This window comes from Pseudomonas sp. P5_A12, from assembly GCF_056400685.1.
In genome coordinates this window covers 1-20,341 of the sequence record NZ_JBFUKU010000013.1, presented here as the reverse complement: position 1 = coordinate 20,341, position 20,341 = coordinate 1, and the positions used below count along the sequence as shown (strand labels likewise).

22 protein-coding genes are annotated in these 20,341 nt (G+C 58.5%); 3 read left to right on the top strand and 19 right to left on the bottom strand.

Annotation, left to right across the window (positions count from 1 at the left end; genetic code table 11):
* Nucleotides 1-8: 8 nt before the first annotated feature.
* From AC1DSG_RS03610 to AC1DSG_RS03580, 7 genes are all read right to left on the bottom strand, one after another.
* Entirely contained in the window at nucleotides 9-1,013 is a 1,005-nt protein-coding gene (locus AC1DSG_RS03610) for an ArsJ-associated glyceraldehyde-3-phosphate dehydrogenase (protein WP_477789628.1), read from the bottom strand.
* Nucleotides 1,014-1,123: 110 nt separating this feature from the next.
* Nucleotides 1,124-1,840 carry an arsenical resistance protein ArsH gene (gene arsH / locus AC1DSG_RS03605; protein WP_477789627.1) on the bottom strand — a complete coding sequence of 239 codons (717 nt, stop codon included), beginning with the start codon at nucleotides 1,838-1,840 and terminating at the stop codon, nucleotides 1,124-1,126.
* Between the two features lie 148 nt (nucleotides 1,841-1,988).
* The gene (locus AC1DSG_RS03600; protein ID WP_477789626.1) at nucleotides 1,989-2,351 is read right to left on the bottom strand and encodes a metalloregulator ArsR/SmtB family transcription factor; all 363 of its coding nucleotides are present in this window, start codon (nucleotides 2,349-2,351) and stop codon (nucleotides 1,989-1,991) included.
* 226 nt (nucleotides 2,352-2,577) lie between these two features.
* On the bottom strand, nucleotides 2,578-2,904 hold the full coding sequence (locus AC1DSG_RS03595; RefSeq protein WP_477789625.1) for an AzlD domain-containing protein: 327 nt from the start codon (nucleotides 2,902-2,904) through the stop codon (nucleotides 2,578-2,580).
* The gene (locus tag AC1DSG_RS03590; RefSeq protein ID WP_477789624.1) at nucleotides 2,901-3,641 is read right to left on the bottom strand and encodes an AzlC family ABC transporter permease; all 741 of its coding nucleotides are present in this window, start codon (nucleotides 3,639-3,641) and stop codon (nucleotides 2,901-2,903) included. The genes AC1DSG_RS03595 and AC1DSG_RS03590 overlap by 4 nt, the downstream gene beginning before the upstream one ends.
* A 35-nt stretch (nucleotides 3,642-3,676) precedes the next feature.
* Nucleotides 3,677-4,372 carry a tRNA (adenine(22)-N(1))-methyltransferase gene (locus AC1DSG_RS03585; RefSeq protein ID WP_477789623.1) on the bottom strand — a complete coding sequence of 232 codons (696 nt, stop codon included), beginning with the start codon at nucleotides 4,370-4,372 and terminating at the stop codon, nucleotides 3,677-3,679.
* Nucleotides 4,373-4,505: 133 nt separating this feature from the next.
* Entirely contained in the window at nucleotides 4,506-5,585 is a 1,080-nt protein-coding gene (locus tag AC1DSG_RS03580) for an extracellular solute-binding protein (RefSeq protein WP_477789622.1), read from the bottom strand.
* A 112-nt stretch (nucleotides 5,586-5,697) separates the two neighbouring features.
* Between AC1DSG_RS03580 and AC1DSG_RS03575 the strand changes: the two genes are divergently transcribed.
* Nucleotides 5,698-6,606: a LysR family transcriptional regulator gene (locus tag AC1DSG_RS03575; protein ID WP_477789621.1), complete on the top strand. Its 909-nt coding sequence runs from the start codon at nucleotides 5,698-5,700 to the stop codon at nucleotides 6,604-6,606.
* Between the two features lie 43 nt (nucleotides 6,607-6,649).
* Here AC1DSG_RS03575 and AC1DSG_RS03570 read toward each other — a convergent pair whose 3' ends face one another.
* Genes AC1DSG_RS03570 through AC1DSG_RS03560 form a run of 3 tightly spaced genes read right to left on the bottom strand, consistent with a single transcriptional unit; the run spans nucleotide 6,650 to nucleotide 9,892 of the window.
* The gene (locus tag AC1DSG_RS03570) at nucleotides 6,650-7,996 is read right to left on the bottom strand and encodes a glutamine synthetase family protein (RefSeq protein WP_477789653.1); all 1,347 of its coding nucleotides are present in this window, start codon (nucleotides 7,994-7,996) and stop codon (nucleotides 6,650-6,652) included.
* Between the two features lie 23 nt (nucleotides 7,997-8,019).
* A complete protein-coding gene (locus AC1DSG_RS03565) occupies nucleotides 8,020-8,577 on the bottom strand; it encodes a helix-turn-helix domain-containing protein (RefSeq protein WP_477789620.1) in 558 nt (185 codons plus the stop codon).
* 25 nt (nucleotides 8,578-8,602) lie between these two features.
* Nucleotides 8,603-9,892, bottom strand: coding sequence for an NAD(P)/FAD-dependent oxidoreductase (locus tag AC1DSG_RS03560; RefSeq protein ID WP_477789619.1), 1,290 nt, complete (start codon nucleotides 9,890-9,892; stop codon nucleotides 8,603-8,605).
* Between the two features lie 215 nt (nucleotides 9,893-10,107).
* Here AC1DSG_RS03560 and AC1DSG_RS03555 point away from each other — a divergent pair, with 215 nt between their 5' ends.
* Nucleotides 10,108-11,118 (top strand): arginase family protein, encoded by a 1,011-nt coding sequence (locus AC1DSG_RS03555; RefSeq protein ID WP_477789618.1) that lies wholly within the window; start codon nucleotides 10,108-10,110, stop codon nucleotides 11,116-11,118.
* 21 nt (nucleotides 11,119-11,139) lie between these two features.
* Here AC1DSG_RS03555 and AC1DSG_RS03550 read toward each other — a convergent pair whose 3' ends face one another.
* The 9 genes from AC1DSG_RS03550 to AC1DSG_RS03510 form a co-directional block, all read right to left on the bottom strand.
* On the bottom strand, nucleotides 11,140-11,379 hold the full coding sequence (locus AC1DSG_RS03550; RefSeq protein WP_477789617.1) for a hypothetical protein: 240 nt from the start codon (nucleotides 11,377-11,379) through the stop codon (nucleotides 11,140-11,142).
* A 20-nt stretch (nucleotides 11,380-11,399) separates the two neighbouring features.
* Complete coding sequence (locus AC1DSG_RS03545) at nucleotides 11,400-12,146, bottom strand: 2-keto-4-pentenoate hydratase (protein ID WP_477789616.1); 747 nt, start codon at nucleotides 12,144-12,146, stop codon at nucleotides 11,400-11,402.
* The gene (gene hydA, locus AC1DSG_RS03540) at nucleotides 12,143-13,579 is read right to left on the bottom strand and encodes a dihydropyrimidinase (RefSeq protein WP_477789615.1); all 1,437 of its coding nucleotides are present in this window, start codon (nucleotides 13,577-13,579) and stop codon (nucleotides 12,143-12,145) included. Before hydA ends, AC1DSG_RS03545 begins: the two co-directional genes overlap by 4 nt.
* A gap of 124 nt (nucleotides 13,580-13,703) precedes the next feature.
* Entirely contained in the window at nucleotides 13,704-14,600 is an 897-nt protein-coding gene (locus tag AC1DSG_RS03535; RefSeq protein ID WP_477789614.1) for an allantoinase PuuE, read from the bottom strand.
* Nucleotides 14,601-14,655: 55 nt separating this feature from the next.
* Nucleotides 14,656-15,519: a MurR/RpiR family transcriptional regulator gene (locus AC1DSG_RS03530; protein WP_477789613.1), complete on the bottom strand. Its 864-nt coding sequence runs from the start codon at nucleotides 15,517-15,519 to the stop codon at nucleotides 14,656-14,658.
* Nucleotides 15,520-15,555: 36 nt separating this feature from the next.
* Nucleotides 15,556-16,791, bottom strand: coding sequence for a cysteine desulfurase-like protein (locus AC1DSG_RS03525; protein ID WP_477789612.1), 1,236 nt, complete (start codon nucleotides 16,789-16,791; stop codon nucleotides 15,556-15,558).
* 21 nt (nucleotides 16,792-16,812) lie between these two features.
* Nucleotides 16,813-17,547: an amino acid ABC transporter ATP-binding protein gene (locus AC1DSG_RS03520; RefSeq protein WP_477789611.1), complete on the bottom strand. Its 735-nt coding sequence runs from the start codon at nucleotides 17,545-17,547 to the stop codon at nucleotides 16,813-16,815.
* Nucleotides 17,544-18,221, bottom strand: coding sequence for an amino acid ABC transporter permease (locus AC1DSG_RS03515; RefSeq protein WP_180202993.1), 678 nt, complete (start codon nucleotides 18,219-18,221; stop codon nucleotides 17,544-17,546). Before AC1DSG_RS03515 ends, AC1DSG_RS03520 begins: the two co-directional genes overlap by 4 nt.
* 64 nt (nucleotides 18,222-18,285) lie before the next feature.
* The gene (locus AC1DSG_RS03510; RefSeq protein ID WP_477789610.1) at nucleotides 18,286-19,062 is read right to left on the bottom strand and encodes a transporter substrate-binding domain-containing protein; all 777 of its coding nucleotides are present in this window, start codon (nucleotides 19,060-19,062) and stop codon (nucleotides 18,286-18,288) included.
* Nucleotides 19,063-19,300: 238 nt separating this feature from the next.
* Here AC1DSG_RS03510 and AC1DSG_RS03505 point away from each other — a divergent pair.
* Nucleotides 19,301-20,341 (top strand): DUF1302 domain-containing protein (locus tag AC1DSG_RS03505; RefSeq protein ID WP_477789609.1); only part of this gene is annotated, 1,041 nt, incomplete at its 3' end.

The window sequence follows — 20,341 nt, the reverse complement described above, 5'->3', positions numbered from 1 at the left end:
ACCGCTCCTCAGACTGCCAGACCGACCATCCTGGCCAGTTCGACGGTGCGATTGGCATAGCCCCATTCGTTGTCGTACCAGGCATAGAGTTTGACCTGGGTGCCATTGATGACCATGGTCGACAGCGCATCGATAATTGATGATCGCGGGTCGGTGCGGTAGTCGATGGACACCAGTGGACGCTCCTCGAATCCGAGAATGTCTTTGAGCTCGTTCTCGGAAGCGTCCTTGAGGAACTGATTGACCTCTTCGACCGTGGTCGCCCGCTCGACTTCAAAGACACAGTCAGTCAGCGAAGCGTTGGCCAACGGCACGCGAACGGCGTGACCATTCAGGCGTCCGCGCAGCTCCGGGAAGATTTCAGCGATGGCCGTGGCCGAGCCGGTGCTGGTTGGAATCAGGCTCATACCCGAAGCACGCGCACGGCGCAGATCCTTGTGCGGCTGGTCGAGAATGCTTTGGGTGTTGGTCAGGTCGTGGATGGTGGTAATCGAACCGTGGCGAATGCCCAGCTTTTCGTGGATCACTTTCACCACTGGCGCCAAGCAGTTGGTGGTACACGAAGCGGCGGTGACGATGCGATGTTCCGCCGCATTGAACAGTTGATGATTGACGCCCATGACGATGTTCAACGCGCCCTCTTCCTTCACGGGAGCGCTGACCACCACGCGCTTCACCCCTTGGTCGAGGTAAGCCTGAAGCACAGCGACGGTCTTCATCTTGCCGCTGGCTTCAATCACCAGATCACAGCCCGACCAATCAGTGTCGGCAATCGCCTTGTTGGCCGTTACCTTGATGCGTTTGCCGTCGATGACAATGCTGTCGCCCTCGGAATCGGCCTGGCAGTTCCAACGGCCGTGTACCGAATCGAAGTTCAGCAGGTGCGCATGAGTCGCCGCGTCACCTGCTGGATCGTTGATCTGCACGAACTCAAACTCCGGCCAGCTCCAGGCTGCTCGCAGAGCGAGGCGACCGATCCGGCCAAAACCATTGATGCCAACTTTGATAGTCATGTTGTTGTCTCTGAATCAGCTGTCAGTGGGAGTTCGGTCGGGTGGCGAACTGGCCGATGTATTCGATAGGGGAAGGATGCTGAATGGCGAGTGGCATGCTGGAAAAATCCTCAGATGGAGCGCTGATTGACACGTTTCATGAGTTCTTGCGCCGACTCTTTGCGCTCGGAATAACGATCAACCAGATAGTCCTGACGGTCACGAAGCAGCAGCGTGAATTTCACCAACTCTTCCATCACATCAACGACACGGTCGTAGAAGGGAGAAGGTTTCATCCGGCCGTTGTCATCGAATTCCAAATAGGCCTTCGGTACGGAGGATTGGTTAGGGATGGTAAACATGCGCATCCAACGACCCAGCACTCGCAGCTGATTGACCACGTTAAACGACTGCGAGCCACCGCACACCTGCATGACGGCGAGGGTTTTGCCCTGGGTCGGGCGTACGGCGCCCATTGCGAGTGGCACCCAATCGATCTGGGCCTTGAACACTGCGCTCATATTGCCGTGACGCTCTGGAGAGCACCAGACTTGTCCCTCTGACCACAACACCAAGTCGAGCAACTCCTTCACACGTGGATGATCGTCGGGTGCGTCATCTGGCAACGGCAAGCCGGATGGATTGAATATTCGCGTCTCGGCGCCGAAGTGCTCCAGCAGTCGAGCGGCCTCTTCTACCATCAGGCGACTGAAAGAACGCTCACGAGTCGATCCGTACAGCAGCAAAATGCGCGGCTTGTGGGTGGAGGCCTTTTCGATACCGAGTTTGTCTGCCGACGGGAGATCAATCAGTCCGGTATCGAGTTGGGGCATATGGTCATCAAACATAGTCTTTGTCCTGCGCGATGGCGCTCTTGAATTCATCGAACCAGCGGCGTTTCACTGCTTCACAAAAGATGCTGCGCCAGCTATTGGCAGTGCAGAAGAACAGGATTTTCATCGAGCGACCTCGTAGTCGAAGGCGCAATCAGGCGATTCAGCTTTCACAGCAGGCCAGTGCCCGTTGAGGACGCTCACCCATTCCATCAAGGCGTTTGGCGTCAGARCTCAACCAATGCGCGTTGCTTTCAAGCACTATGGTGAGCACTTGATGGACCCAATCAGGGAGATTCGGGTGCAGCCGGTAATACACCCATTGGCCTTGCCGACGGTCAGACAACAAACCGCAGCTGCGCAACTGCGCGAGGTGTCTGGAGACTTTTGGCTGGCTCTCATTCAGTGCGCAGGTCAGCTCGCAAACACATAGCTCACCTTCACGGGTGACGAGCAGCATCGTGCGGACCCGAGTGTCGTCAGCCAGGCATTTGAAAACAGTGGTCGGTGTCAGAGGGTCAGTCATTTCGTTTCTCAGTGTTTGTTTATGACTGATCGAAACGCTCCCCAGCGAAAGGACACGGGCTTTGCTGGTCAGCGTGAAGTCTCAGCTCATATACGGAAAAACGAATATATGGTTTTCCGCATATAAGGTAAATAGTCGACTTCAGATTAAAACGATTGGATTGCGCAGCCCCCTTCAACGAAAGCTCACGCTGCTGCTCGAGTCGCACCGGCGGCGCATGGGCACATTACACACCCAAAAATTTGAAAAGCCACAGCGCCCCCATCCCGACCGCCAGCGTCAGGACAGTATTTCGAGTCTGCCAAGCAACCCACGCAGCAATAATGGCGGCGGGTATCTGAGGGTTACTCAACACGAATTCACTCTGCCCATTGGGGTACACCACGGCAGGTAGTACAAGCGCTGCCAGCACACTCGCCGGAACATAAAGCAAGGCTCGACGCAGCAGCGCCGGAATTCGCAATCGACCATAGAGTTCGACAAAGGAAAGTCGCATGGCGAACGTTCCCATACCGACCGCCAGGAACAGCCCCCACAACGCTAAATCACTCATGGCGTCTCCCTCTCGACGTCATGGGGCTGCGCATCGCGCAATGGGCTTTTGCGAAGACGCTCGATCAGTAGACCCGCCATGACACCGCCGATGGAAGCGGTTACCAGCCCGAGGTTATAGGGCATATCGACGGCAAACACGGCAAGCAGCCCGCCGACCGAGGCGGCGCCCAGACTCGCTGCACTGCGTATCCCGGGAACCAGAAGCGCCAGGAAAGAAAGCGGTATGGCAAAGCTTAAGGACCAGGTTTCGGGGATGCTTGCGCCCAGGTAAACGCCCGCCAATACCGACAATTGCCATGACAACCACATGGCAACGGCGGTGCCGGCATAGTAGTGGTGTGCGAATTGCCCTAGCTCGCCAGATGAAAGCTTGAGACTGCACAGTGCGTAGGACTGGTCAGAAAGCATGTAGGACATCGGCCACGTCCAGCGCCGGGGCAAATGATGCAGATGAGGCGCCAGAGACGCGCTGTACATGATGAAACGCAGATTGATGACCAGGGCCGTGGCCACAATCGCCACCGGTACAATACCCGTATGAAGCAATTGCAGTGCGACCATCTGAGCGGATCCTGAGTAGAACAGCAGGGTCATGCCCATGGTGGTACCAGGTGACAGGCCCAAATTGATCGCCATGACTCCGGTCAGCAAGCCGAATGGAACGACACCGGGAATCAATGGAAGGAGCGCCCGGACTCCTTGCATAAACGCTTCCCTTCCTGTTTGGTAAGACATTTCGACTCCTTATAGCCCAGACACCCAGGACGGGCTCAAGCCAGCAACTCGGTGATCCACCGGGCCTGCCGGGCGATGTCCTGCACCTTCTCCTCGGGCACGGCCTGCCGCGCCCGGGCGAAGTTGCTCAGGGTCTTCTGCTTCTCGCGCAGTATGCGCTGCCACTTGATCAGGAACGCTGGGCTGCGGGCCTGCATCTGCAGCGGGCCGAAATACAGTTCCTCGTCGGTGTACATCACCGGCCCGTCGCGCTCGGCGACGATGATTTCGTAGTCGAAGCGGTTTTCCCGCAGCAATTCCTCGCAGAGGATGCGGTAGCCATTGTCCATCAGCCATTGGCGCAGCGGCTGCTCGCCACCGTTGGGCTGCAGGATCAGGCGCTCCTGGCCGCCAAGGCGCGCCTTGCCACTGTCGAGGATGTCACGGATCGTCTCGCCGCCCATGCCACAGAGGCTGATCGCCGTGATCCCGTCTCCCGGTTCGATCGCATCCAGGCCATTGGCCAGGCGCACGGTGATCTGCTGATCAAGGTCGTTTTCGCGCACGGTGCGTTCGGCCGAGCGAAACGGCGTCAATGCCAGCTCGCCGGCCACCGCCGCCGCGATGACACCCCGGCGCATCAACGCAACCGGCAGGTAGCCGTGATCCGAGCCGATATCGGCCAGGCGCGCACCTGCTGGCACATGCGCCGCCACGCGCTCCAGGCGCATGGACAATGTCTGTTCGTTCACCGCTGTTCCTTTTCACCACGAACGTCCGGCACCTTAGCCAGATCGGGAGGCGATTCTGCCGGGCAACGCGGTGCAATTCAAATTCCTGCGACCAGAGCCATGGGTTGCCCCCTCCTGTTCACACAGAACCCAGTCAGGTTTTGGTACGAAATGTATTCCAAAGGCGCGTGCGATCTCGCTGGGCGCTGAGCGGCAGTAACTTTTCGCTGAATAACCGCGCGCGAACCTCCTCGGGTGGGTAGATGTCAGGATCATTGGTCACAGCCTTGTCGATCAGCGGGGTAGCGGCCTTGTTTGCGTTTGCATAGAACAGGCTATTGGTCAGGGCGGCGATGGACTCCGGCCGCAACATAAAATCAATGAATGCACGAGCGGCCTGCGGGTGCGGTGCATCCACAGGGATCGCCATGGTGTCGAACCAGACCAGTGTGCCTTCGCGCGGAATGCGGTAGATCACTTCAAAGGGCTGTTTGGCGTCGCTGGCGCGCGCGGCCGCTGTCGAGGCGTCGCCGTTATAGACCAGTGTCAGGCACACCTCGCCCTTGGCCAGATCGTCGATTTGCCGACTGCTGCTGATGTAGCGCAAGTTTGGCTGCAGCTGTGCCAGCAGTTGTTGTACCTGTTTCAGTTCACCCGCATCGTTGCTGTAGGGTGAGTGGCCGAGGTAGTTGAGGACGATGCCGATCACTTCCTGGGGCGAGTCCAGCACGGCGATACCGCAGTCTTTGAGCTTGCTGGCGTATTCAGGTTTGAACAGCAGGTCGAGGCTGTTCACCGGTGCATCGGGTATCCGTTTGGCGACCGCCTGGCGATTGATACCCAAACCTACCGTGCCCCATGCGTACGGTACCCCGTACTGATTGCCAGGATCACTATTGGCCAGTTTCAGCAGTAGCTCGGGATCAAGGTTGGCGTAATTCGCCAGTTGATTGTGCTCGACCGGTTGCACAGCCTTGGCCTTGATCGCCACCGCCAACGAACTCGCGGACGGGAACATCACGTCGTATCCGCTGCGTCCGGTCAGCAGCTTGCTGTCTTGCTCATCGGCGCTGGAGAAAACATCGTATCTGACCTCGATGCCCGTTTCTTTCTTGAAGTTCTGGATGACCGATTCCGGCACGTACTCCGTCCAGCTGTAAATATTGAGCTGAGTATCAGCAGCGTGRGCCCCGAGCCCCAACCCCATGCACAACACTCCAATCACGACACGCATCCGGTGACTCCTTCGATTAGCAACGATACAAGGATCCTATGCCGGCGCATGATTCGAATAAATATGAAGCATGCTACTTTGGCATTCATCCCCATCAATGTTTGGAGCCGCGATGTTCAGCCAGGTACGCGACCTTGATTTGCAGCTACTGCGCTTGTTTGTCTGTGTGGTGGAATGTGGCGGTTTCAGCGCCGCCCAGGGTGAACTACGTATCGGCCAGTCAACCATCAGCACGCAAATGGCCAAGCTCGAAACTCGCCTAGGGTATCGCCTGTGCGAACGCGGCAAGGCAGGTTTTCACCTGACGCCCAAGGGTGAGCGAGTGCTGCAAGCCACGCGCAAGTTGTTCTCATCGATCGAGCTGTTCAAGGGTGAGGCCTTAGGGATGGCCGACACGCTGCTTGGCGAGTTGTCGATCGGGTTATCCGAGTCACTCGACTCACAAGTACTAGAACGTGTGGCCAATGCCATCGGGTTGTTCCGCAAACGCAATCAGGCGGTGCAGATCGATCTGGTCAGCGCCATGCCGGCTGAACTTGAGCGCCGTTTGCTCCAGGACCAGCTGCACCTGGCGATCGGTTACTTCTCCGGCCAGCAAAGCGCGCTGGATTACCATCCGCTGTTCAGCGAACAGCAACAACTGTACTGCGCCAAAAGTCATCCGCTGTTCGGGGTAGCGCAGGTTAGTCAGGCTCAACTGGATGCCTGTGACGGTGTGCGATACCCCTATCGATTCGTCCATGCGACCGAACCCTACCTGCCCAACCACAGCACCGGCCGCACCGAGCAGGTCGAGGGCAGCCTGGCCTTCATTCTTTCGGGCGCACACATCGGTTATCTCCCCCAGCACATCGCTGCACCGTGGGAAGCGCGAGGATTGCTGCGGGCACTGAAACCGCAGCGGCTGGGCTTCAACGTGCAGTTTCACCTGACGTGCCATCGCGGCCRTCAACCAAGCGAAGCCCAGCAAGCGCTGGTAGAAGATTTGATGCAGGCCTTCAGTGACAGCGCCCACAACTAGTCAGCGGGTGTTGAGGTGWCGTGCCCCCCTCAACACCCACGCGTTACAGATACCAGCGATATTCCCGGGCACTGATCTCCTGCATGAACGCCAGATGATCCTGACGTTTGTTTTCGCAATAGACCTCCACAAACTCCGCCCCCAAACCTTTGCGTAGTTGTGGTTGGTGCTGCATCGCGCGAACGGCTTCAAGCATGTCCAGCGGAAAGCCGATGCCACTGTTGCGGTCTTCGTTGAGCGGCGGGATCGGCTCTTTGCCTGCTTCCAGGCCATGTTCCAATCCCACCAGAATCGCCGCCAGTACCAGATAAGGGTTGGCATCGGCACCGGCCAGACGATATTCGATGCGCAGGTTTTTCGTATCTGACTCCGGAATACGCAAGCACGCATCGCGATCTTCGAAACCCCAGCTCGCTTGAGTGGCCACGTTCACCGTACCACCCAGACGGCGCATGGCATTCTGGTTCGGCGCGAAGATCGGCATGCTGTGCGGCAGCAGTTCCAAGCACCCCGCCACGGCATGGCGTAGCGCTTGCTGTTGGTTAGCCGCCAACAGGTTATTGCCAGCACTGTCATACAAACTGACATGCACATGCATGCCGCTGCCCGGATGCTGCAAGTAAGGCTTGGCCATGAAGCTGGCGCGGTATCCGTGCTTGAGCGCAACGCCACGGGTGCTACGACAAAACAGAGCGGCCCAGTCGGCAGCACGCAGACCATCGTCGAGATGACCGAAGTTGATCTCGAACTGGCCCGGCCCCAGTTCGGCGGTAATCACGGTGGCATCAATGCCCTGAGCCCGCGTCGCCTCCACCATTTCGTCCAGCACAGGCGCAAAGCGCGACAAGCGCTCGATGTGCATGTTCGGCTGATCATCGGCATCGTCCGACACACCATCGCGTGGGAACTGAGGCAAGCCGTCACGCAGCTGTTTATCGAACAGGTAGAACTCCAGTTCGAAGGCCACCACCGGGTGAATACCTTTGCGCGCCAGCCGGTCCAGTACTTGCGCCAGCACTTCGCGCGGTTCGAACACAATCGGCTTTTCGGTGCCGTCCGAAGTAATCAGCATCTGTCCCAGCGGCTGCGCTTCCCAAGTCACCGGTTTGAGGGTGCCAGGGACCAGCCGGCGCGGTGCGTCCGGGTCACCGTCGTTGAAGCAGTAGTCACCGATTTTGAACAACCCGCCCTGCACGCCCAACAGCACACAGTTCTGCGGCAGCTTGAGCGCGCTGCCGGCCGCCACTTTTTCCAGCATGTCTACGGGATAACGCTTGCCGTAAAAATGCCCCGGAATGTCCAGGGAAATCAGGTCGACATAACGCACCTCGGGGTAGCGTTGGCGAAATGCCCGCACCTCAGCCAGCAGATCAGAGCAGGTAGCATCCATCATTGTTGGTCCTTGTCTTGTTATCAGGTGTAAACCCAAAGCACTCGCGTGAGCTGCTCAGTAAGGTTGCCGTAACGGCATCGGGTATGGCTGTCGAACTGAAAACTGTCGCCGGTTCGTAACGTGACAGGGTCTTCATCGTCGCCCAGCCACAGCGTCAACTCGCCCTCAAGTACGTAGCCGCCCTGCTCCGAGCTGTCGGTCAGGTGCCTGTCACCACTGCTGGCCCCGGCTTCCAGATGACTTTCGAGCATGGAAAATGAGGCGCGTATTTTTGGCGAAACCAGAATGTCGGTAATGCCGTTGGCGAAGTACAAGGTGCGGCGTTCGTCCGGCCGCGTGACCCACGCCAACTCCTTGGGTTTGGGCAGGCTGTAGAAATACGTCGTCGGTACGTCCAGGGTTTCACTGATCGCCGTCAGATCTGCCACGGTGGGCCGAGACAGACCTCGCTCGACTTGCGACAGAAAACCTACCGAGCGACCGATCTGGTCAGCCAGGTCCTTCAAAGTGAATTTCTTGTGTTTGCGCAGATCGTGAATCAGGATCGCCAGCGCGGCGATTTCTTCTTGCTTGTTCATGGCTGGGGTTCCGGTAAATGACTCATCAAATGCTGTCGCGCAGTCGATACCAGGCCTTGCCTATCGCTTCCAGCGGCGCGGCCAGGTACTTGCCGCCGGGAAAACGGCCATTGCTCAAGCCTTGATACAACGCCAGTTCATCCTCCTGACCGAGAATCGCATCAGCCACCGCGCGGGCGGCCGCCAGTGTCGGGAGCACGCCGTGGCCGGAGTAACCCTGTAGCCAGTAACGATTACCCCGACGTCCGACGTCCGGTGTACGGTTCAAGGTGAGGTCAATGTGTCCGCCCCAGGCAAACTCCAGATCAACACCCTTGAGCTGCGGGAAGACCCGTTCCAGAAACGGTCGTGTTGCCGCGGCAATGTCCTTGGGCATGCCGCCCAGGTAGGTGCAGCCGCCACCGAACAGCAAGCGGTTGTCTGGTGTGCGACGGAAGTAGTCGAGGACAAACTGGTTATCGGTCACGCACACATTGCTCGGCAGCAGCGCCGTGGCCTGCTCTGGCGTCAGGGGGGCGGTCGCCACTTGATACGTCCCGACCGGCAACACACAACTGGACAGTTGCGGATCGAGCCGGTCCAGATAGGCATTGCAGGCCAGTACCAGCACATCGGCCTTTACCGACCCATGCTCGGTATCCACCCGGAAACGACCGCCCTCTTCTCGATAACTCAACGCTTTGCTCTGTTCATGGATGCGACCGCCAGCACACTCAATAGCCGCCGCCAGGCCCAACGCCAGTTTCAGTGGATTGAGGTGAGCACCTTCTGGATCGTAGAGACCGGCCTGATAGCGATCGCTGGCAACCCAATCGGACAACTGCTTACGCGGGATGAACTGCAAGCCATCATGCCCCCATTTGTGACCGGCCTCGTATTGCCACTCGGTCAGCAGGCTGACCCGGCGCGGCATGACCGAGGTCCACAGGTGTCCGGCACGATAGTCACAGTCGAAACCGTGTCGCCCCGGTAATTCACGCAACTCCTGAGCGGCCCAACGCATGCCGTCCCACAGGCGCCTTGCGCGCTCATAACCCAATGCAGCTTCCAGCGGTGGCATGTCACAGGACCAGCCGAGAATGGCCTGCCCTCCATTGCGCCCCGAAGCGGCCCACGCTACACGGCTGGCCTCCAGCAGCGTCACGCGCCGGCCGGCCAACGCCAGGCGCAATGCGGTGTGCAGGCCACTGAACCCGGCGCCGATGATCACGACTTCGGTGTCGCGCTCCCCCACAAGTGCGGGCCGGGCACTCAAGAGATTGGCGCAACTGTGGGCGTAATAGCTGGCGACGTGTCGCTTGGATTGCTGGAACATTCGAGGCCTCGTGAAATTATGTTTTTATAATTTCATGAAAACCTACAGAGAAAATTTCACGGATGCAACGCGCAATACATTGATAGTTATCAATGCCAGGAATGATTACTTTGCATTTATCCAATGGAATCAAACGGACATGCTGCGCCCCATCCGCCGCGTTCCGTGACGCGGCGTCCTGCGAAATGCATTGCACATTGGATAAGGGGCAAGTGATGACCGACAAGAATTTCGAACAGATGGAAATGTTTGCCTGGTGGGGGGTTCCCACTCTGTTTCGCTGTGAACTTGAACGTGATCCGACCGAAGTCGACATAGGACTGATTGGCGTCCCGCACTCCAGTGGCAATGGCTGGAATGAGCGAGATCAACATTTTGGACCCCGCGCGTTGAGGGATGTGTCCATGGGTTATCGTCGCGTCCACCGGGAGTTCAAGCTATCGCCGTGGAATGAATGCAGGGTTCGAGACATGGGTGACGCGCCACTGCCGAACGCGATGCACAACGATCAAACAATCAAGGATATCCAGGCGTTCTACATGCCTTTGGTTGCCGCAGGCGTCAAACCCGTTTCTATCGGCGGCGACCATTCCATCACGCTGCCCATTTTGCGCGCGCTGGTGAGCTCACAATCCACTGTCGTCAACCAACCGCTGGCCATGGTCCACTTTGACGCCCACCATGACTCTTATGACGCAAGTGATTACGGGGACAAATTCCTCGGCAATGTCGAATGGGCTGGTGCCTGGGCGAAGATCATGTGTGACGAAGGGTTAGTCGACCCGAAAAAAGTGATCCAGATTGGTATGCGCGGGCACATGGACGCCGAGACCGAAGGGAATTTTAGTGAGAAAGCCGGTTACCGGGTCATTGAGGCACTGGAATTTCATAAACGGGGACCTGAGTCCGTGTTCAAGGAGATCCGCGAAATCATCGGCGATACGCCGGTCTACATCACGTTTGACCTGGACTCCCTTGACCCCCTTTACGCACCCGGCGTCTCCAACATCGAACCCGGCTACCCAGGCCTGAGTATGTGGGATGTCATGCAAGTGCTGCATGGCATGCGTGGGATGAACGTGATCGGGGGGGATGTGGTCTGCCCAATGCCGACTAAAGATCACGCCAACAAAATCACCTCGATCAATGCCGCGGTCATTTTGTTTGAACAGATTTGCTTGATTGCCGAGCGCGCGAAACAGTCCGCAGCGCTCAGCGCAATTTGAAATCAGCAGAGTGCCACGCCTTTAACTTCGCTCAAGCCAGGCACGAGCGATTTCTTCACGCGTGGCAAACCAGACCCCGCCGTGTTGCTTGGCATACTCGATGAACTGCTTGATCGCCCTCACCCTCCCTGGACGGCCCACCCTGCGTGGATGCAGCCCGATCGACATCATGCGGGGGCCTTCAGCGGACTCCTGATAAAGGACCTCGAAGCTTTCTTTCATGTACTCGAAATGCGCCGGCTGGCTCCGTAAACTGAACATCAGCAAGCCTTTGAAACGTATCAAGTCGACAAGGCAACCCGTCCTATCCCGGCAAACTCAACTTCCACTTGCACCCCGGCCGACGCCCAGTAGATACCGGTCCAGCTACCACTCGCCACCAGGTCACCGGCTCGCAAGGGGCTGCCCAGTGCAGCAGCGTGACGCGCCAGCCACGGCAGCGAACTCAGCGGCTCACCGAATGGATGGCTGCCAACGCCGACGAACTCAGGCTCCCCGGCCACCCGCAACGCCACCTGTTGTCTTGACCAATCCGGCATTTCCCCCAGCTTTTGCGGTGCACCGAGTACCAGCGCGCGGTTGAGTTGCTGGTCGGCCAGCCGAAGCAGTGGCGCGGCCTGATCGCCCTGCAGCCAGCGCGTGCCACACAGTTCGATGCCCGGCATCCACACATCAACCGCCGCACAGGCCATGGCCAGATCAGTGTGCTGATCGAGGTCGCGCGACAGGCGCACGATCAGTTCTCCCTCGATCCCGAAACCGAAGGCATCGCCCGGCGGAACCTGCCAACCCGACGGGTGTACCGCCATTGCCGGTACCCCGGCGGCGCTGATCAGCCCTCCCGGAGCGCCGCCCAGTTTCCAGGCCGCTGGCGGCCCGGAGGCGAACCAGCCGAGGGCATCCGCTACCTGGTGCTGCACGGCATAGGCTTCGGCTTCGCTAGCCAGTTCCAGGGTTGGCAACGGTTGTTGGCGCCCCTCACGCCAAGCACGAATCAGGATCTCGGCCACCTGCGCGACCGCACTCACAATGGCAACTCAGTCTTACGTCGGCGCAGTTGCGCGGGCGCCGGGCGCTCGCACGGCAGAAACTGGCCGCGACCCGCCTCACCGCGCGGCTCGCCGTCCCAGACCACCTCACCGCGAGACAGGGTCATGGCCGGCCAGGCGCTCAGCGTCATGCCGGCGTAAGGCGTGTAATCGACGTTGTGGTGCAGCATTTCGTTGCACAGCTGCACTGACTCACCTTCGTTCCAGATCACCAGGTCGGCATCCGCGCCAATAGCGATGCTGCCCTTGCGCGGATACAGCCCATACATCTTGGCGGCATTCGTGGAGGTCAGCGCAACAAAGCTTTGCGGGGTGATGCGCCCAGTGCGCACGCCTTCGGACCAGAGCAGTGCCATGCGGGTTTCGACACCGGGAATGCCGTTGGCGATCTGGTCGAACGACACCACTTCACCGTGGGCCTTCTTGCCATTCGGGCCATCGAAGCGAAAGGGTGCGTGGTCTGACGAGAAAATCTCGAACGAGCCGTTCTCCAGGCCATCCCAGATCACCTGCTGGTTTGCAACATCGCGCGGCGGCGGGCTGCAGATGCACTTGGCACCTTCGAAGCTGTCGTCACACCCCAGCGAGTCGGCGGTCAGGAACAGGTACTGCGGACAGGTTTCGGCGTACACCTTCAACCCCTGGCTCTGGGCCCAGCGAATCTGCTCCACGGCCTCGCGACCCGACACGTGCACGATCAAGATCGGCACGTCCACCAACTCGGCAAGGGCGATGGCACGATGGGTCGCTTCGCGCTCCACCAGCATCGGCCGCGACGCGGCGTGGTAACGCGGCGCAGTCAGCCCGGCCGCCAGTAGTCGCTCGGTAAGCCAGGCGATGCAATCGCTGTTCTCGGCGTGGAGCATCACCATGGCGCCCTCACGGCGCGCGACCGACAACGTCTCGAGAATCTCTCGGTCGCCCAACTTCAGCGCATCGTAGGTCATGTAGATCTTGAACGATGTATAGCCTTCAGCAATCAAGGCCGGCAGTTCTTCACGCAGCACCTGCGGGGTGGGGTCGGTGACGATCAGGTGGAAGGCATAATCGATCACCGGCTTGTTACCGGCCCGACGATGGTAGTCATCGACGGCAGAGCGCAGGCTTTCGCCCTTCTGCTGGCAGGCGAACGGGATGACGGTGGTGGTGCCGCCGCAGGCCGCCGAGACCGTGCCGCTGAAGAAGTCATCGGCCATCACCGAGCCGTCGCCAGTCGGCTGGTCGAGGTGCACATGGCTGTCGATGCCACCGGGGGTGACATGCCGGCCTGCCGCGTCGATTTCCTGGTGACCTTGCGGCAGGTCCAGGCCAAGGGAGACGATGCGCCCATCACGAATACCGATATCGCTGGTGAACGTGTCCGCGGCGGTTACCACGCGGGCGTTGCGAATGACCGTATCAAAAGGTTGCATATCAGGCCTCTTCCAGAAGTAACCGGCACCAGCCGGTCAGGCGGGCTGGCTGTTCCCCCTGAACTTTTTCATCACAGTGGGGAATAGCGCATCACTTTTTTGACCCGGTGTGATTGCCACGCGATCAAGCTCGTTGAAGCCAGGCACGAGCGATTTCTTCTCGTGTAGCGAACCAGACCCCACCGTGTTGCTTGGCATATTCGATGAATTGCTTGATCGCCCTCACCCGCCCCGGACGGCCCACCATGCGTGGATGCAACCCGATCGACATCATGCGGGGTCCTTCAGCGGACTCCTCATAAAGGACCTCAAAGCTTTCTTTCATGTACTCGAAAAAGTCCGATGCCTGGGACAGCCCCGGCGAGTTCCAGTAGCGAAAATCGTTCACGTCGGCGGTGTAAGGCACCACGAGGTGACGCTGCCCCTCAACCTCGACAAAGTAGGGAACATCGTCGTTGTAGGCATCGGAATCGTAGAGAAAGCCGCCCTCTTCCACGACCAGGCGACGTGTGTTGACGCTGGCACCATAGCGGCAATACCAGCCAACAGGACGCTTGCCACAGGTGCGCTCGAATGACTCGATCGCCAGGCGCATGTGTTCACGCTCCTGCTCCTCGGTCAGGCGAAAGACTTCCTCCCAGCGATAGCCGTGGCTGCAAATTTCATGACCACCGGCCACCGCCGCACGGGCGACATCAGGGTTTTGCTCAAAGGCCACTGCGCACGCATGAAACGTCGCACGAACCGATTGCTGTTCGAGAATATCCAGAATGCGCCAGATCCCGACGCGAGAACCGTACTCATACATCGACTCCATCGCCAGATTGCGGGTGCCGTCGGGTATTGAATAGCTGCCCCACTCGGTCATTGATTCCTGGTCCGGGTCACCCATGGCCAGCGAGCGCTCGGAACCTTCTTCGTAGTTTATGACGAGGCTGACGGCCAAACGCGCACCATTGGGCCAAGTGCCTTGGGGGCGTTTTTTACCGTAACCGATCAAATCGCGGGCAGGTGAAACCATCGGGATGTACTCCTGAAGTTCTGGCTAATGGATCAAAAAGTTGAAAACAGGGCGTTTAACAGTCGATATCGTTTAACCGCTCATGACTCAGGGAGCCCCACTCGCGGAAGGCCAGCCCCATGGCCAGGGTTTGTGCAATGCAGAACGAAGCGGTGAGTGACCGAAAGCCCAGTAACTCGGCGTCGTTGACCTCAATCACCGTATCGGCCATCTGCCCGATAGGGCTGAGTACGCTGTCGGTGATCGCAACCAGCGTCACACCCGCCTCCCTCGCCAGACGACAAGCCTCAACGGTGTCACGGGCGTACGGAGGAAAGCTGACAGCAATCAACAAATCATCATCGGCAATGGCACTGACCTGTTCGGGCAACGTACCGCCCGCACCACTGATATGCACGGTGCGCTGACCGACGCGGCTCAATGCATAACTGAGGTACGCAGCCACCGGAAACGCGCGGCGCATGCCGATGACGAAGGTGGTTCGAGCGGCTTGCAAGTGGGCGATAGCCGCTTCGATATTGGCCTGCTCACCGCCCTCCGCCAGGTGTTCCAGAGAAACGATGTTGGCCTGGCTGAACTCGCGCAAAATCCCGCCGACATCACTCGGATCTTCCAGCAAGGTCTCACCGCCGTAGTGGCGGATTCGCTCGCTGTAGTGGGTGTCGGCAGCCTGTTGCAGCGGTGCGCGGAACAACCGCTGCAAGTCCTTGAAACCAGAAAAGCCCAGGGCCTGAGCCAGCCGAATATAAGCCGACGGTGCGATGTTTGAACGCTTACCCAGTTCGGCCACCGTGCTGAGTGCGACCTCATGCGGGTTGTCGATCAGGAATCGTGCAGCATCGCGCAGGCGACCGGTCAGTTGTTCGTGCTGGGCCGCGATACAGTCACGCAGCGCTGCAAGGGTTTCAGGTAAGGCCATAGGGAAGGCTCGTAAAATAAAAAGTGTGTGCGTCGATCAACGTAACGCTGTGATGGCTTGATCCAGCGCCGCGATGAGCCGGTCGACTTCTTCCAGCGTGTTGTAATGCGCCAGCGACACTCGCACTACCCCGCCAAACCGGTCAAGCCCAAGGGCTTCGATAAGCCGCCGCGCATAGAAATCACCAAAGCGGATGCCAATCCGATGCTCATCGACCCTGCGCACGACCGCCTCGGACTGAACGCCCTCGACCACGAAACTGATCGTTGGCACCCGATTGCGGGTATGCGCCTTGCCAATGATTCGAACACCTTCGCGCTGACGTAAAAAGGCCAGCAAACGCTCGGCAAGCAGATCTTCCTGCACTTCGAAGGCATCGAAAGCCGCCTGCATGCGTTTGCGCTCGCTGCCTTCTGCGCCAAGCCTGGTGCTGATATCGAGCAGGTAATCGCAAATGCCGATACAGCCGAAGGACAACTCATAGTTGACGTTACCGGGCTGCAATTTGTAAGGCACTACGTCCTGGCCGATAAAGAAATGGTTGAGGCTCGGCATCTCCAGCAACAGATACCGACGTCCCCACAGCACAGCAAAGTGCGGACCGAAGGTTTTGTAGAAACTGTAGACGTAGAAATCGGCGCCGCTGGCCTGCACATCAACCAGACGGTGTGGCGCATAAGCGACGGCGTCCACACACAGCTTGGCGCCTACCGCATGGACACGCCGCGCAACCTCGGCAACCGGATTGACCGAGCCGAGAATATTCGACGTGTGGGTCATGGCCACATAACGGGTTTTGTGATTGAGCAAAACCTGAAGGTCATCCAGTTCAAGCTCACAGCTATCAGGATTGACCTGCCATACCCGCAGGGTCGCACCGCGACTTTCGCACAGCTTGACCCAAGGGCCGATGTTGGCTTCGTGATCACAATTGGTGACGATGATTTCATCACCTGCCACGATGGACGGAGCGATGGCACGACACAGTATTTGCAACAAGTGAGTGGTCGAGCCGCCCATGATCACTTCTTCGGGATGCTCGGCGTTGATCAACTGCATCACCGCGTGACGCGCCTGCATCACGCGCTCGCCCGCATCGACAGAAGGTTGGTAGGAAGCGCCCAGCTGCACGCTGCTGTTGAGCAGATAATCACTGACCCGCTCAGCCACGGCGCTCAGCACCATCGAGCCACCGGCGTTATCCATGTAGGCATAGCCACCGGCCAGACCTGGAAATTGCTTGCGAACGTAATCTATATCGAGAGGATTCACTCTACTTTTCTCCAGTCTGATTCAATGGTGCAGGATGGCTTGCAGGAACGCTTGCGTGCGGGGTTCCTGAGGCGCGGTAAAAAACGGCTCCGGGGTGTTCTGCTCAACAATGCGTCCGCTTTCCATGAAGATCACCCGGTCGGCGACCCGCCGGGCAAAGCCCATTTCGTGAGTGACCACGACCATCGTGACGCCGGAACGCGCGAGGTTTTGCATGACATCGAGGACCTCGCCCACCATTTCCGGGTCCAGTGCCGACGTCGGTTCGTCGAACAGGATCGCCCGTGGTTCCATGGCCATGGTGCGGGCAATGGCAACACGCTGCTGCTGGCCGCCGGACAATTGGCTGGGGTATTTGTGCGAGTGATCGCCCATGCCGACCTTCACCAGGAGTTCCTTGGCCCTGGCATGCGCATCACGCCGGCTCAGACCGCGCACACGAATCGGCGCCAGCGACACATTGTCGAGCACAGTCAGGTGCGGATAGAGGTTGAAGCTCTGAAACACCATGCCCACTTCACTGCGGATGGCGGCCAGTCGCGGACCGCTTTCAACCCGCTCGCCGGCCACGCGGATATGCCCTTGCTGGTAGTTCTCCAGCAGATTGATGCAGCGGATCAAGGTCGATTTCCCCGAGCCGGAAGGGCCCAGAATCACCACCACTTCGCCTTCTTCAACCTGCAGGTTGATATCGCTTAACGCCTTGAAGTTGCCGTAGTACTTGTCGAGTTTTTCAATGTCGATCAACGTGCTCATGCGGTTTTTCCTCCAGAGGCGTTACGACGTTCGACCCAGCTGACCATTTGCACTAACGGCAACAGCAGCAACAGGTACAGCAACGCGGCCCCTACCAGCGGCGTCGGATTGGCCGCCAGCGCTTGCGCCTGGGTGGCTTGCTTGAGCAAGTCCGGCATCGCTACCACCGAGGCGAGCGCCGTGTCTTTCATGACGTTGATGCAATTGCTGGTCATGGGCGGCATGACGATGCGGATGGCCTGCGGCAAAACAACGTCGCGCATGGTATTGAAAAAGCTCATGCCCTGAGAGGCCGAAGCTTCGAACTGGCCACGGGGAATGGCCTCGATGCCCGAGCGAAAAATCTCCGCGCTGTAGGCGCATGACACCAGCGAAAGCGCGCTGGCAGCGGCAGCAAAAGACGACAGTCGAATGCCCACAAAAGGCAGCGCGTAGTAGATGAGCACCAACAAAACCAGCAGTGGAATGGAGCGCATGATATCGATGTAGATACGCGCAAGTGCTCGAACAGGTGCGTAGGAGTACAACCGCAGCAATGCCAGCAAAAGCCCGCCCACCAGGCCAAGGGCAATACTCACCACCCCCAGCAAAATGGTCACGCCCAGGCCGCGCATCATCAGCGGAAGCGACTCGACGAGCACGTTCCAGTTAAAAAATGTCTGCAAAAGATCCATGGGTTACCTCGGTCAATACAAGTGGCGAACTGGCGTCGCCACTTTCACGCATCATCGGCAAGGCTTACTTGAGGACAGCGGTCACCTGCAGGGTGCTCGAATCTTTGTTGGCTTCGGTGCCGAACCACTGTTTGTGGATCTTTCCGAGTGTGCCGTCTTCTTTCATCTTGCTGATGATGTCGTTGACCTGATCGCTCATTTCCCAACCTTTAGCGTGCATCAGCGAATAGCGTTCGCCGGTGGGAATTCGCGCAACGATGGAGTACTGCGGCTTGTCCTTGATGTAATAGAGCACCGCCGGAATGTCGCTGAGGTAGCCATCGATGCGCCCGGAAGCCAGATCGAGCATGGCCGGCGAAAGCCCTTCGTAGCGCGAAACATCTTCGAATTTGTACTCATCCTTGTGTTGACCTATCCACATGTCACCGGTGGAGCCGGTGTCGACGCCCACCACCTTGCCATTCATATCGCCCAGGCTCTTGACCTTGGACGTGGTCAGTGCGGTGAGGGACTGGTCACTGTCGAAGTAAGGCTGCGCAAAGGCTACCGACTCAAGACGTTTCGGAGTGATGGTGATTGATGAAATTGCAATGTCGACTCGTTTGGATTGCACGGCACTGAACAGGCCGTTGAAAGGAATGTTGACGAACTCGACGCTCTTTCCGGCGCGTTTGGCCACCTCATTTACAACATCGACTTCGAAGCCGACAAACTCACCTTTGGAGTCCTGAAACTCCCAAGGCACGTTGCCAACGTTAGCACCCACGGTCCAGTCCGCGGCCCAGGCTGGCAGAGAAACTGCGGCCGTCATGAACAGTCCCAACATCACTTTCGCTTTCATGTTTGCTCCCGATTGTTTGTTTTTTAGGTGCTAACAGCGGTTGATCTCGTACAACGTGGAATCGAGACTAGAACATTGAAATATTTAATTCAACACCGCTTGTCTGTGAATTTTTTACTCCACAGCCATATTCGGTGCCTTGACCCGTAAAAAAATGTAATCAGGAAAGCCCGTGGAACAAGGAAGTGCGGGAATGTCGCTACGCTAGTAAAAAAATATAAGCAGGCGGAGACACGCAATGCCCAACAATATGCGTCAAGGGTTCACGGTTTCGCGCTACACCTTGCTGGCTTCGGCCATCCTGGCGGCTTCCATGCCGACCGCCCAGGCGGTTGAGCTGGATACGGGCAACCCGGACTGGGCCGCGCGTATCGATAACACCGTCAAGTACAACTACGGTGTGCGCACCGAAAGCGCCGACACGCGCATGTTGGGGACGCCAAACAACAACGATGGCGACTACAACTTCCGCAAGTCCGGAACCAACATCACCAACCGTGTCGACCTGTTGACCGAGATGGACGTGGTCTACAAGAACGCCATGGGCTTTCGCGTCAGTGCTGCCAGCTGGTACGACAAGGCGTATGACAACACCGGCTCCAAYTCCAACCCGTTCGTCAACGGCAATGACTCACGCTCCGGCCTGGTCGCCAACGATCCACGCCTGGCCCCCGTCACCAACGACAACGTCGGTTTTGGCAGCCCGCACCTGAGCAACTACGCCCAGCGTTATTACAGCGGTCCGTCGGGCGAGATTCTCGATGCGTTCGTGTTCTACAGCACCGAAGTGGGTGAGGAATCGTTGTTCAGCGCCAAGGCCGGTCAGCACAACGTGTTCTGGGGCGAGACCATTCTCAACCCGGTGCACTCGATCAGCTACGGCCAGTCCGGCCTAGACCTGGCCAAACTGGCCGCGTCACCGGGTACGGAAGCCAAGGAGCTGTTCGTTCCGCGTAACCAGTTGTCGATGACGTTCACCGTCAACCCCGAGTTGACCGTGGGTGCCCAGTACTTCCTGGATTGGGACGCCGCTCGCCTGCCGGAAGCGGGCACCTACTACGGTGGTTCCGACCTGGTGGGCTTCGGTGCGAAATCGTTCCTGTTGGGCAACACCAACGCCGTGGTTCCGGGCAGCCCGTTGGGGTGTGGCCTGGCACCGTGCGACGCGTTGACCAACGTGCGTCGGGGTAATGACCTGAACCCGCACAACAGCGGTGACTGGGGCGTGATGGCCAAGTGGTCGCCGGCCTGGCTGGACGGGACACTCGGCGTCTACTAC

Excerpts from the sequence above, each read along its gene's own strand:
- AC1DSG_RS03530 (WP_477789613.1), bottom strand. The coding sequence starts at position 15,519 with ATGGCCTTACCTGAAACCCTTGCAGCGCTGCGTGACTGTATCGCGGCC.
- AC1DSG_RS03595 (WP_477789625.1), bottom strand. The coding sequence starts at position 2,904 with ATGAGTGATTTAGCGTTGTGGGGGCTGTTCCTGGCGGTCGGTATGGGA.
- AC1DSG_RS03570 (WP_477789653.1), bottom strand. The coding sequence starts at position 7,996 with ATGGATGCTACCTGCTCTGATCTGCTGGCTGAGGTGCGGGCATTTCGC.
- AC1DSG_RS03590 (WP_477789624.1), bottom strand. The coding sequence starts at position 3,641 with ATGTCTTACCAAACAGGAAGGGAAGCGTTTATGCAAGGAGTCCGGGCG.
- AC1DSG_RS03565 (WP_477789620.1), bottom strand. The coding sequence starts at position 8,577 with ATGAACAAGCAAGAAGAAATCGCCGCGCTGGCGATCCTGATTCACGAT.
- AC1DSG_RS03550 (WP_477789617.1), bottom strand. The coding sequence starts at position 11,379 with ATGTTCAGTTTACGGAGCCAGCCGGCGCATTTCGAGTACATGAAAGAA.
- AC1DSG_RS03515 (WP_180202993.1), bottom strand. The coding sequence starts at position 18,221 with ATGGATCTTTTGCAGACATTTTTTAACTGGAACGTGCTCGTCGAGTCG.
- AC1DSG_RS03520 (WP_477789611.1), bottom strand. The coding sequence starts at position 17,547 with ATGAGCACGTTGATCGACATTGAAAAACTCGACAAGTACTACGGCAAC.
- AC1DSG_RS03555 (WP_477789618.1), top strand. The coding sequence starts at position 10,108 with ATGACCGACAAGAATTTCGAACAGATGGAAATGTTTGCCTGGTGGGGG.
- AC1DSG_RS03560 (WP_477789619.1), bottom strand. The coding sequence starts at position 9,892 with ATGTTCCAGCAATCCAAGCGACACGTCGCCAGCTATTACGCCCACAGT.
- AC1DSG_RS03535 (WP_477789614.1), bottom strand. The coding sequence starts at position 14,600 with ATGGTTTCACCTGCCCGCGATTTGATCGGTTACGGTAAAAAACGCCCC.
- arsH (WP_477789627.1), bottom strand. The coding sequence starts at position 1,840 with ATGTTTGATGACCATATGCCCCAACTCGATACCGGACTGATTGATCTC.
- hydA (WP_477789615.1), bottom strand. The coding sequence starts at position 13,579 with ATGCAACCTTTTGATACGGTCATTCGCAACGCCCGCGTGGTAACCGCC.
- AC1DSG_RS03510 (WP_477789610.1), bottom strand. The coding sequence starts at position 19,062 with ATGAAAGCGAAAGTGATGTTGGGACTGTTCATGACGGCCGCAGTTTCT.
- AC1DSG_RS03610 (WP_477789628.1), bottom strand. The coding sequence starts at position 1,013 with ATGACTATCAAAGTTGGCATCAATGGTTTTGGCCGGATCGGTCGCCTC.